11 protein-coding genes and 1 pseudogene are annotated in these 11,336 nt (G+C 59.4%); 9 read left to right on the top strand and 3 right to left on the bottom strand.

From position 1 onward, the window contains the following. The 9 genes and pseudogenes from ENZ75_RS07580 to ENZ75_RS07620 form a co-directional block, all read left to right on the top strand. A pseudogene (locus tag ENZ75_RS07580) lies at positions 1-211 on the top strand (competence/damage-inducible protein A); the annotation flags it as partial. An 81-nt stretch (positions 212-292) separates the two neighbouring features. After that, positions 293-1,126: a universal stress protein gene (locus tag ENZ75_RS07585; protein ID WP_027162597.1), complete on the top strand. Its 834-nt coding sequence runs from the start codon at positions 293-295 to the stop codon at positions 1,124-1,126. A gap of 131 nt (positions 1,127-1,257) precedes the next feature. Continuing rightward, positions 1,258-1,758 (top strand): xanthine phosphoribosyltransferase, encoded by a 501-nt coding sequence (gene gpt / locus ENZ75_RS07590; RefSeq protein ID WP_013532017.1) that lies wholly within the window; start codon positions 1,258-1,260, stop codon positions 1,756-1,758. Between the two features lie 210 nt (positions 1,759-1,968). Continuing rightward, positions 1,969-2,457, top strand: coding sequence for an NUDIX hydrolase (locus ENZ75_RS07595; protein ID WP_013532018.1), 489 nt, complete (start codon positions 1,969-1,971; stop codon positions 2,455-2,457). A 132-nt stretch (positions 2,458-2,589) separates the two neighbouring features. After that, a complete protein-coding gene (locus ENZ75_RS07600) occupies positions 2,590-2,901 on the top strand; it encodes a PilZ domain-containing protein (RefSeq protein ID WP_063167865.1) in 312 nt (103 codons plus the stop codon). 631 nt (positions 2,902-3,532) lie between these two features. Continuing rightward, positions 3,533-7,315, top strand: coding sequence for a vitamin B12-dependent ribonucleotide reductase (locus ENZ75_RS07605; protein ID WP_063167864.1), 3,783 nt, complete (start codon positions 3,533-3,535; stop codon positions 7,313-7,315). A gap of 88 nt (positions 7,316-7,403) precedes the next feature. Beyond that, positions 7,404-8,429: a DUF4238 domain-containing protein gene (locus tag ENZ75_RS07610; protein WP_063167863.1), complete on the top strand. Its 1,026-nt coding sequence runs from the start codon at positions 7,404-7,406 to the stop codon at positions 8,427-8,429. A gap of 55 nt (positions 8,430-8,484) precedes the next feature. Continuing rightward, positions 8,485-8,682: a type II toxin-antitoxin system HicB family antitoxin gene (locus tag ENZ75_RS07615; RefSeq protein WP_164746046.1), complete on the top strand. Its 198-nt coding sequence runs from the start codon at positions 8,485-8,487 to the stop codon at positions 8,680-8,682. A gap of 87 nt (positions 8,683-8,769) precedes the next feature. After that, positions 8,770-9,366, top strand: coding sequence for a hypothetical protein (locus ENZ75_RS07620; RefSeq protein ID WP_063167862.1), 597 nt, complete (start codon positions 8,770-8,772; stop codon positions 9,364-9,366). 115 nt (positions 9,367-9,481) lie between these two features. On the opposite strand, the gene ENZ75_RS07625 is transcribed toward ENZ75_RS07620, so the two are convergent. The 3 genes from ENZ75_RS07625 to ENZ75_RS07635 form a co-directional block, all read right to left on the bottom strand. Then, complete coding sequence (locus ENZ75_RS07625) at positions 9,482-9,811, bottom strand: hypothetical protein (protein WP_127224108.1); 330 nt, start codon at positions 9,809-9,811, stop codon at positions 9,482-9,484. Next, positions 9,795-10,625, bottom strand: a complete 831-nt coding sequence (gene fghA / locus ENZ75_RS07630) for an S-formylglutathione hydrolase (RefSeq protein ID WP_063167861.1) — start codon at positions 10,623-10,625, stop codon at positions 9,795-9,797. The genes ENZ75_RS07625 and fghA overlap by 17 nt, the downstream gene beginning before the upstream one ends. A gap of 102 nt (positions 10,626-10,727) precedes the next feature. After that, positions 10,728-11,336, bottom strand: a 609-nt coding sequence (locus ENZ75_RS07635) for a formylmethanofuran dehydrogenase subunit C (protein ID WP_128278006.1), incomplete at its 5' end; no start/stop codon positions are given.

Raw genomic sequence — 11,336 nt, forward strand, 5'->3', positions numbered from 1 at the left:
GCCCTGCCCGTTCGGCGAAGGCCTCATCGGGGGGCCGCTGGGTGATATCCAGAAAGCGCATCCCGATACGATCATCGGCTCCTACCCGAAATATGGCGATGGCAAGTTCTGGACCGAACTGGTCGTGCGTGCCCGCAGCCAGGAGGCGCTGGACGCTGCCCGCGCCGATGTCGAGGCGATGGTCGCCGGCTTCGCCAGCAATCCCGGCTGATCTGGTCCAGACCGGAACAAAGCACGACGCTGCAACGTTTCCCCGGCACGAGTTCGCCAGCTCGTGAACTGAGGGATTGTCATGCGATTCAAAACCATCGTCGCCATTCTGCAGAACGAGCAGGACGCCGAGCGCGTGCTCGACTGCGCCATTCCGCTCGCCAACCGGTTCCAGAGCCATCTGGTCGGCATCCACGCCGAAACGCTTCCCGTGCCCTACACCTCTGCCACAGGCTTTCCCGACACCGAATTCCTGCAGGTTTCGGCAGATATGAACCGGGAACGGGCCGAGAAATTGAGGACGCTGTTTCTCAGGCATATCGAGGATTCCGGTCTTTCCTTCGAGTGGCGAAGCCTGGAGAGCTTTTCGGGTGACAGCGCGCTGACCGGGATTTCGAGCGTGCGGGCCGCCGACCTGATCATAGCAGCGCAGCGCGAAACGGGCGGCGATTCCAGCGCGGACGTTGACACGCTGGTCTACGATGCCGGCCGGCCGGTGCTGGTGGTGCCGCACGAGGGTCCGCTGATCACCACCTTCAAACGCGTCTTGCTCGCCTGGAACGGCAGCAAGGAAGCGGCGCGCGCCGCCTTCGACGCGCTGCCCTTCATCATCGAAGCCGAGAAGACCGACATATTGGTTATCGACCCTCCTGAAACGCTCGACGACAGCCCGGAGGCCGCCGGCGCCGAAATCGCGGCGGCGCTGTCGCGCCACGGCGCCACCGTCAGCGTCTCGGTGCAGCAGTCGGGCGGCAGTTCGGTCGATGACATCATCCAGACCAGGATCGCGGAAACCGGCGCCGATCTGCTGGTGCTCGGCGCCTACAGCCATTCATGGCTGCGCCAGCTTCTGTTCGGCGGCGTGACGCGCAGCGTGCTGCGCACCGCGCCGGTGGCAGCCTTCCTGTCGCGGTAAGCCCACAGCGATCGCTGGCCCTTGCCTTGCCAAGGCCCCTGCTCTTGCCAAGATGGGGGCTTTCCAGCTAATTCCGCGCGCATTCCCCTGTTTTCTTGCGCGCGATCCCCGCGTGCTGTGGAGTGCGCGACATGTCCCTTCCCGAAAAAGCCTTTCCGGTCTCCTGGGACCAGTTCCATCGCGACGCTCGCGCACTCGCCTGGCGGCTTGCCGGTGCCAACAAGGGGCAATGGAAAGCGATCGTCTGCATCACGCGAGGCGGGTTGGTGCCGGCGGCGATCATCTCGCGTGAACTTGGCATCCGCGTCATCGAAACCGTCTGCGTCGCCTCCTATCACGATTATACCAGCCAGGGGCAGCTGCAGGTCCTCAAGGAGATCACCCCTGCCCTGCTCGCCGAAGACGGCGCCGGCGTGCTGATCATCGACGACCTGACCGACACCGGCAAGACGGCGGGCATCGTGCGCGCGATGATGCCCAGGGCGCATTTCGCCACCGTCTATGCCAAGCCGAAAGGCAGGCCGCTGGTCGATACTTTCGTCACCGAAGTCAGCCAGGACACCTGGATCTATTTCCCGTGGGATATGGGCTTCACCTACCAGAAGCCGATCGCCGACGACCACGCCGGCTGATTCGCAACTACCCTGTTACAGACCAGCAGCTTGCACCGGGGATGGATTTGCTTTCGCAAACACGTCCGGCAGAGCCGGATATTTCGCGAAATCGACGTCTATTGGCGGAAATTGGCCAGGCGAATGAAATTTTTTACTTTTATTGCCGACAATTAGCCGTAAGATTCGTGAGACGGCAAACGATTCCGGAGGCTGGGGCTAGCTTCTTCGATGTTGACGAGGCCAACGACACACAATCATCTGGCCGAAAGGGTCCGACGGCTCTTCGGCACCGCGCCGTGCCGCCTGCAGGTTGCCGCCCTGCCCTGGCGCGACACGGGAGACGGCGTCGAAATCATGCTGATCACCAGCCGCGATACCGGCCGTTGGGTTTTGCCCAAGGGTTGGCCAGAGGCCAGGGAGCCGCTCTGCGAGGCCGCGGCGCGCGAAGCCGGCGAGGAGGCCGGGCTGCGCGGCCGTGTCTCTCATCTTGAAGCCGGCCGTTACTTCTACGCCAAGGCGCTGGCTTCCGGCGAAGAAGTCCCGTGCGAGGTCCTGGTGTTTCCGCTGCATGTCGACAAAGTCGCGGACCGCTGGAAGGAAAAACGCTCACGCACCCGCAAATGGGTCCGTGCAAGCGAAGCGGTGCGCATGGTCAACGAACCCGACCTTTGCCAGATCATCGCCTATTTCTGCGCCGACCCGCACAGCTTCTCCTGACGGGCGGCCACACCGCGCTCTTTGCAAAACGGGACTTGCTTGCAAAGGCTGGACACGCGTTGCCGCCATCGACATGAATGCTTTGCTAAGGAATCAAAGGTAGGATTCGGCAGCTCTGGTATTTTTTGATCGATGGCGAGCCCCGAAAATCCAATTCCAAACGAGTCCGACGAGCCTGAGCGCGAGCATCGTCCGCGCGTGCTCAAGGGCGGGTCGATCATCACCGGAATTTCGAATTCGGAAGTCGGCTGCACGCTGCGCAATCAACACGAAGGCGGAGCCGAACTGAAGATACCGCTGGAAGCCCGGGTTCCCGATCGCTTCCTTCTCTATGTGCCGCTCGACGGCATTGCCTATCGGTGTGAGGTCCGCTGGCGTCGCAATGACCGTATCGGGGTGCAGTTCACCGGCACCGAGCCAAAACCCAGGCTGCACTACGGCTGATCCATTCAGGCACGACGCTTTGGATCGTTGCCGCGTCCGGATTGCCTGGTGGCGACAAAATTGCGATCGCCGCACCGCATTCTATCCCCGTTATCCACATATGTGACACACAAGATGTTGGGGTCACAAAAGCTACGCAAACGAATCCTTGACGGCGCAAAACGAGTCGCCTTTTATAGGCCATGCGCTCCTGTTGAGAGTGCGACCGGAAAGTTCTGAGCCCGGTCTTTTTCCCGGATTATGTGCGTTTTGCTCGCATTTCCGCCTGGTTACGAGGCCGGCGGAAGCGTTGGAATTGTGGGGCGGTTGGGGTCGATAGGGACAATTGTCGGGCTTGAATAAATTGTCTGTTAATACTATATTTAGTGTTTGCAGGTAGGTTCGACGCTAGATAGTGTGAATTTCCCTCGACCGAGGGAATCGGAAAAAAATCAGTTTTGAGGGACCCGTGGGTTCGTCGGCGCGTTGGACAGGCACTTCGCAAGGAGTTTGACCAGCAGGGCCGGCGGAGGCTGCGAAATGGAGAGCCGGCCGTTTTCGAACGCCGGCAGACGGCGGACATGCGCGTTTCGCATCGGGGGCAGAAATCCCTGGGGAAAAGCGCTACATATAGACAAAAGGGACCGGACCAATGCGCATCGAGCGTCGTTTCACCAAGCCAGGACAGTCCGCCTATGCGGAGATCGAATTCCGCAAGGCGCTTTCGGAGATCAAGAATCCGGATGGCTCGGTGGTGTTCCGCTTGGACAATATCGACGTGCCGGCGCAGTTCTCCCAGGTCGCAGCCGATATCCTGGCACAGAAATATTTCCGCAAGGCCGGTGTTCCGGCACGCCTGAAGAAGATCGAAGAGAACGACGTCCCCTCCTTCCTGTGGCGCTCCGTCGCCGATGAGGCGGAACTCGCCAAGCTGCCGGAAGCCGAGCGCTACGGTTCCGAGATCGACGCCCGCCAGGTCTTCGACCGCCTTGCCGGCACCTGGACCTATTGGGGCTGGAAGGGCGGCTACTTCAAGGCGTCGGAAGAAGACGCACGCGCCTTCCGTGACGAGCTTGCCCACATGCTGGCCACCCAGCGCGTCGCGCCGAACTCGCCGCAATGGTTCAACACCGGCCTGCACTGGGCCTATGGCATCGACGGCCCGAGCCAGGGCCACTTCTATGTCGACCCGTTCACCGGCAAGCTGACCAAGTCGAAATCCTCCTACGAGCATCCGCAGCCGCATGCCTGCTTCATCCAGGGCGTACAGGACGACCTCGTCAACGAGGGTGGCATCATGGATTTGTGGGTGCGTGAAGCGCGCCTGTTCAAATACGGCTCCGGCACCGGCTCCAACTTCTCGCTGCTGCGCGGCGAAGGCGAAAAACTGTCCGGTGGCGGCCGCTCGTCGGGCCTGATGAGCTTCCTCAAGATCGGCGACCGCGCGGCGGGCGCCATCAAGTCGGGCGGCACGACGCGCCGCGCCGCCAAAATGGTCATCGTCGACGCCGACCATCCCGATATCGAGGAATTCATCGACTGGAAGGTCAATGAAGAGCAGAAGGTCGCCTCGCTGGTGACCGGCTCGAAGATCGTCAAGAAGCATCTCGAAGCGATCATGAAGGCCTGCGTCAACTGCGAAGGCAATGGCGACGACTGCTTCGATCCGTCGATCAACTCCGCGCTGAAGCGCGAGATTAAGGCGGCCAAGAAGTCGGCCGTGCCGGAGAACTACATCTACCGCGTCATCCAGTTCGCCAAGCAGGGCTATAGCTCGATGTCGTTCAAGACCTACGACACAGACTGGGATTCGGACGCCTACCTCACGGTTTCGGGCCAGAATTCCAACAATTCGGTGTCGCTGAAGGATAATTTCCTGCGCGCCGTCGAGGACGATGCCGACTGGCACCTGACCGCCCGCAAGGACGGCAAGGTACTGAAGACGCTGAAGGCCAGGGATCTCTGGGAAAAGATCGGTTACGCCGCCTGGGCGTCGGCCGATCCGGGCCTGCATTTCAACACGACGATGAACGACTGGCACACCTGCGCTTCCGCCGGTGCGATCCGGGCGTCCAACCCGTGCTCCGAATACATGTTCCTCGACGACACGGCCTGCAATCTCGCCTCGATCAATCTGCTGCCCTACCGCAACGCCGACGGCACGATCGACATCGCAGCCTACGAGCACACGGTGCGGCTGTGGACCATCGTGCTCGAAATCTCCGTCATGATGGCGCAGTTCCCGTCGAAGGAGATCGCCAAGCAGTCCTACGAATACCGCACGCTCGGCCTCGGCTATGCCAATATCGGCGGCCTGCTGATGACGTCGGGCATTCCCTACGACTCCGACGAAGGCCGCGCGATCTGCGCCGCACTCACCGCGATCATGACCGGCATGGCCTATGCCACCTCGGCCGAGATGGCCGGCGAACTCGGCGCCTTCGCCGACTACGACCGCAATGCCCAGAACATGCTGCGCGTCATGCGCAACCATCGCCGTGCCGCCTATGGCGAGAAGCAGGGCTACGAGAAGCTCGCCGTCAACCCGGTGCCGCTCGTCGCTTCCGACCTGAAGCAGCAGGACCTTGCGACCCACGCCAAGGCCGCCTGGGACCGCGCCATCGAGCTCGGCGAGGAGCATGGCTACCGCAACGCGCAGGCGACCGTCATCGCGCCGACCGGCACGATCGGCCTGGTCATGGATTGCGACACCACCGGCATCGAGCCCGACTTCGCGCTGGTGAAGTTCAAGAAGCTGGCCGGCGGCGGCTATTTCAAGATCATCAATCGCGCCGTGCCGGAAGCGCTGCGCACGCTCGGCTATTCCGAAGCCCAGATCGCCGAGATGGAGGCCTATGCGGTCGGCCACGGCAACCTCAACCAGGCGCCGGCCATCAACCCCGGCGCGCTCAAGGCCAAGGGCTTCACCGACGAGAAGATCGCGGCGCTCAACGCAGCCTTGAAGTCGGCCTTCGACATCAAGTTTGTCTTCAACCAGTGGACGCTCGGCGCCGACTGGGTGAAGGAGACGTTCGGCTTCACCGACGAGCAGCTCAACGACTTCTCGTTCGAGATGCTGCCGGCGCTCGGCTTCTCCCGCAAGGACATCGAGGCCGCCAACATCCATGTCTGCGGTGCGATGACGCTGGAAGACGCGCCGTTCCTCAAGGCCGAACACCTCGCCGTGTTCGATTGCGCCAGCCCGTGCGGCAAGATCGGCAAGCGCTCGCTGTCTATCAACAGCCACATCCAGATGATGGCGGCGGCACAGCCCTTCATTTCCGGCGCGATCTCCAAGACCATCAACATGCCCAACGATGCGACGGTGGAAGACGCCAAGGGCGCCTACATGCTGTCGTGGAAGCTGGCGCTGAAGGCCAACGCGCTCTACCGCGACGGCTCGAAACTGTCGCAGCCGCTCAATTCCTCGCTGCTCGCCGATGGCGAGGACGACGAGGATGAAGCCGTCGAGCAGCTGCTCGCCGCACCTGCGGCAGCACGTGCCGCACAGATCACCGAGCGGATCGTCGAGCGCATCATCGAGCGCGTGTCGCGCGAGCAGGAAAAGCTGCCCGGCCGCCGCAAGGGTTACACGCAGAAAGCCAAGATCGGTGGCAACACCATCTTCCTGCGCACCGGCGAATATGACGATGGCCGTCTCGGCGAGATCTTCATCGACATGAACAAGGAAGGCGCGACTTTGCGTGGCCTTCTCAACAACTTCGCCATCGCCATTTCGTTGGGCCTGCAATATGGCGTGCCGCTCGACGAATATGTGCACGCCTTCACCTTCACCAAGTTCGAGCCGGCCGGCATGGTGCAGGGCAATGACGCCATCAAGAGCGCGACGTCGATCCTCGACTACGTGTTCCGCGAGCTGGCGATCTCCTACCTCGGCCGCAACGATCTCGCCCATGTCGACCAGTCGGACTTTTCCAACACCGCACTTGGCCGTGGCATCAGCGAAGGCAAGACCGATGCGGTCTCCAAGGGCCTGACCCGTGGCGCCTCGCCGGTGAAGCTGGTGTCGCGCGTCAGCGGCAACGATCCGAAAGGCTTTGCGGCCCCCTCGGGCGCCCCTGCCCGCTCGGCACCGACCGCCTTCTCCGGCTCCAACGTGCTGGCGCTGAAACCCGCCAGCGACGAAGCGGTCGCCTACAAGCGCGACTATGAGGAGCGGGCAAAGGAATTGGCCGAGGACATCGCCTTCGAGGAAGCGGCGGGTGTTGCTTCCGACGCCACGGCTGCGCTGTTCACCGACGCCGCGGCCATGGAGGCGGCGGAAGCCAAGAAACTCGCCAACGACCGCCGCGCCAAATCTCTGCTCCAGGGCTACACCGGCAATTCCTGCTCCGAGTGCCAGAATTTTACCATGGTGCGGAACGGGACCTGCGAGAAGTGCGATACGTGTGGCTCGACGAGCGGGTGCAGCTGAGCTAATTCACGCGCGCTGTCTGTCTGCTGCCAACAATGCGACTCCGCTCTCAGCAGAAGAGATATGCTGAGAGCGGAGGTCTATAAAAATGCCGCCAGAGCCCAAGCAACAGCACTATATTCCGGAAACTTATTCGAAGCATTTCTTGGATGGAGACGGCTGCATCAAAGTCTACGATACGTGGGAAGATTGTAGGCTTTTCTGCACCTCTCCAAAATCGGTATTCAAAGAGAAATACCTATACTCACAACCAGTTCATGCTGAAGCGCGTTTTGACAACGCGATCGAGAGACTTTTTTCCGACACGATAGAAAGCGGCTGGGACCGAGCTGTGAACATTATCGCGGAAAAGAAACCGCTCTCACTTGATGAAATTAAACATTTCACCGAATTCCTTTTGTCCATGCGATGCCGTGTACCCAACGCGCTTAGATCTGTTATGAGCCTTTTGCGAGACTCTGTTGCTAGGATATCGGACGCAGTTTCACCTCCCGTACCCGAGGCTCTGTTGGAAATTTATCGCAAGACGACAGGAGATGTATCGAGCCAGATTAGAATGCAGGATTTGATAAACGCCGGCATAATTCAAATAAACATTGACCCGCATACCGCCCTTCTTTCGATGCCAAATATCATTCGAGGCATGCTTCCTGTAATGAATCGGTACAACGCGCCTGTTTTTATACACAACGAGACAGGCGTCGATTTTATTTCTAGCGATAACCCCGTGTGCTACTTCAAATCGGGAACACCAATAGGTAAAATAGTTCCATACAGTGTCGGAAATTTTGATGATTTTGAACTTGTCTTCCCTATAACTCCGCGCATTGCGATGTATCTGGACACCCGAAGGCAGACGGATGCAATGCATAGAGAAGTACGCAACCGCCGGGCGATAGATCGCATCAATGAGGTCGTGGCTCTTTTTGCTGATCGCTATATATTTAGCCAACGGGGAGACATCGAGACCTTAGTATCCAACTTTTTCGATAAAGGGCCAGTTCCGGACTTCGAACGCTCGATAGTTGGTAACGGCTTGGTGCAGCGAATAAGCTACAAGATCGGACAGCCCTCCGCTCTATCGAATGCGTGGGAATACCCATTCCGACGATGAGGATGCAACAGGGCGTGAGCCGCTACACTGACTATCCACCTAGGGAGTGAAGTGCGTGTGTTACGCGGTGGTGATTGAAAAGGCGGGAAATAACTTTTCCGCTTATGTGCCGAATTTACCCGGCTGCATCGCGACCGGTGCAACTGTACGCGAGGTGGAAGCCGAGATTCGCGATGCAATTCGCTTTCACATCAAGGGTTTGCGGGCCGATGGGTTGAATGTGCCGAAGGTGTTAGCTTGGCAGAGTGCGTAAAGGCATAAAGCCACGAACCAGACCGGCACTACAGGTAGATGAACTTCACACCCACGTTATTGAGCGCGGTTTCTTTTGGAAAAATTTATGACAAGCGCTATTGGTTTGACGCCTATAGACCTCCTAACAACAATTTTGGTAGTTATTACGGGCGTATACGCCTGGCTAACTTATAAGATAGCCCACTCAAATAAAATGATGGTCATAGAAATACAGAAGCAGATCGAGGTTCAAACGCGGCCTGTAATTGCTTTGAATATCGAAATTCAACACCATACTATTTTTGTTGCTCGAATCTGGAACCGAGGCTCCTCATCCGCCGAGAACCTTAAACTGACGGTCGACAGAGACTTCTATCGCTTTGGGGAAACCGTTGGAGAATCAAAAAATATTTCTGATATGTATATTTTCAAAAACACATTGGCTGCACTCGCGCCTGGCGATGGATTCTGGATCGATCTTTGTACAGGCCCTCAGGTCGGCAAGGAGATCGGCGGCAAAATAGTAACACCTGACAAATTCACAATTCAGGCATCCTATGGCTACGGGTCGCGTATCTATACCGAGAACTTCTTTGTGGATCTTCGAGCTTATTTCTATACGTCCGGAGCGAAGAGAATTCCTGAGCAACTCGAAAAGATAGCAAAATCTCTGGATGAACTGGCAAAATCAAACAGAAAGTAGTCACCTCACCGTGGAACATGTCGAGGTTGATATGGGATCATCTCCCTGTGGGACACCGGAGCCGGGAATACGGCCAGAATAGTTGTTTGCGGCCAGGATCGCTGCCCGGACCAATTTACCCCGCCTGCAACACCTCCAGCGTCTGCCCGTCAAACGAAGGCTCGTCCTGGCCTATCCGCACGAACAGCACTTTCCGCCCCCCACCCTCGGGCACCTCGAAATACTGGATGCCGTCAGGCATTTCGCCCCAGGCGCCGCAGGGCGGCTCCGGGATCTCATCGGGGCTGGCTACCGCTTTCAGCTCTTTCGCATAGGCAGCGTCCGGGCTGAATGTGTAGCGTTTGACGCCGGCGGGGACTCTGCCCCCGGCGTAAGGCGTCGAATTCAATACCTTGTTTGCATCTGGCCATGCCTTCGGCCTGCCCGGTTCAAAGCCTCTCAGCATGCCATCTCAGATGGTCGTCCATGAAGCTGGAGATGAAAAGATACGAGTGGTCGTATCCATCCTGCATCCGCAATTTTAAAGGAATACCTGCTTTGGTGCAGGCCGCCTCAAGCAGCCAAGGCCTCAGCCCGTCGTCAAGAAATCCATCCGACGTTCCCTGATCCACCAAAAATTCGGGGAAGCGGTATCCGTCGTCGATGAGCGACGTCGCGTCGCAGCTTCGCCACGAGGCCTCATCCTTGCCGAGATACTTCTCAAAAGCCGGTCTCGACCAGCCGGCGGTGCTTGGCTGGGCGATCGGGGCGAACGCCGAGCAGCTCTTGAACCGCTGCGGATTCTTCAAGGCAATCGTCAGCGCGCCATGCCCGCCCATCGAATGGCCAAAGATTGCCTGGCGTGCCATATCGGCTGGAAATTCAGCCGCGATGAGGGCCGGCAACTCCTCGGCGACATAGGAATACATACGATAGTTCTTCGCATAAGGCTCTTGCGTCGCATCGAGATAGAAGCCGGCGCCGGAGCCGAACTGCCAGTTGTCTTTTTCATCCGGAATGTCGGCCCCGCGCGGGCTGGTGTCGGGACAAACGACGATCAGGCCGAGCTCGGCGGCCATGCGCCTGTACTCGCCCTTGTCCATGACATTGGCGTGCGTACACGTCAGGCCTGAGAGATACCACACAACGGGACAAGGCGTCTCCCGCGCCTGCGGAGGTATGAAAACGGCAAAAATCATGTCGCAACGGCAACTCGTCGAGAAATGGGAATAGACGCCCTGCACGCCGCCATGGGCTTTCGTCTGAGAGATGATTTTCATGTGTTCTCCACGTTGCGGGTCGGATGACGGTCGGCCCCACCACTGCCACCCAGCGGCAAGCACTTGCGTCCTGCCATCGTATGGTTCCTGTGTCGACGGATCTCAGCGCGGAAAAAGAACATCGCCCATTCCGAGCACTGCGTTATCCCCGCCATATTTGCGCGGTGCGCTCCCCAGAAGCGGCCGTTTCAAAATGCCCTCGGCGATCAGATGACGATCGATGATGGCGGCGAAAACGCTCTCGGGCGCGCCGCATTCGACGAAGCTCGGCGACATGCGTGCCGGCGCGCGATCGAGAAGGATCGAACCGCGACGCATCAGATAGCCAGGCATCTCACCGGTGCCACCGGCCACCACCAAGGTGCCGGCGATCATGCGGCTGCCGGCATGGTCGCCGGAGCCTTTCAGCACCGCGACCAGGCCGCGCCGCATGCGGTCCGCCGCGAAGGCGCCCGCTCTGCCCCTGACGATCAACACACCGCCGTTCATGCCGGCCAGTTCCCCGACGAGCGGCGCACCGAGGTGGTCGCCGGCATTGCCTGTTATCTCAAGCCTGCCGCCGCGCATGCCGGAGCCGGCGTATGGACCCGCATTGCCTTCGATCGTGAGCTTGCCACCCCGCATGGCGCGCCCGGCCTGGGCGCCGGCATTGCCAACGAGGCGAACCGACCCACCCCGCATGCCTTGCGCCACAAGGTCAAGGCGCATGCT

This window comes from Mesorhizobium sp. M7A.F.Ca.CA.002.04.1.1 (assembly GCF_004022805.1).
Taxonomy (GTDB): domain Bacteria; phylum Pseudomonadota; class Alphaproteobacteria; order Rhizobiales; family Rhizobiaceae; genus Mesorhizobium; species Mesorhizobium ciceri.

Excerpts from the sequence above, each read along its gene's own strand:
- ENZ75_RS07585 (WP_027162597.1), top strand. The coding sequence starts at position 293 with ATGCGATTCAAAACCATCGTCGCCATTCTGCAGAACGAGCAGGACGCC.
- gpt (WP_013532017.1), top strand. The coding sequence starts at position 1,258 with ATGTCCCTTCCCGAAAAAGCCTTTCCGGTCTCCTGGGACCAGTTCCAT.
- ENZ75_RS07595 (WP_013532018.1), top strand. The coding sequence starts at position 1,969 with ATGTTGACGAGGCCAACGACACACAATCATCTGGCCGAAAGGGTCCGA.
- ENZ75_RS07600 (WP_063167865.1), top strand. The coding sequence starts at position 2,590 with ATGGCGAGCCCCGAAAATCCAATTCCAAACGAGTCCGACGAGCCTGAG.
- ENZ75_RS07605 (WP_063167864.1), top strand. The coding sequence starts at position 3,533 with ATGCGCATCGAGCGTCGTTTCACCAAGCCAGGACAGTCCGCCTATGCG.
- ENZ75_RS07610 (WP_063167863.1), top strand. The coding sequence starts at position 7,404 with ATGCCGCCAGAGCCCAAGCAACAGCACTATATTCCGGAAACTTATTCG.
- ENZ75_RS07620 (WP_063167862.1), top strand. The coding sequence starts at position 8,770 with ATGACAAGCGCTATTGGTTTGACGCCTATAGACCTCCTAACAACAATT.
- ENZ75_RS07625 (WP_127224108.1), bottom strand. The coding sequence starts at position 9,811 with ATGCTGAGAGGCTTTGAACCGGGCAGGCCGAAGGCATGGCCAGATGCA.
- fghA (WP_063167861.1), bottom strand. The coding sequence starts at position 10,625 with ATGAAAATCATCTCTCAGACGAAAGCCCATGGCGGCGTGCAGGGCGTC.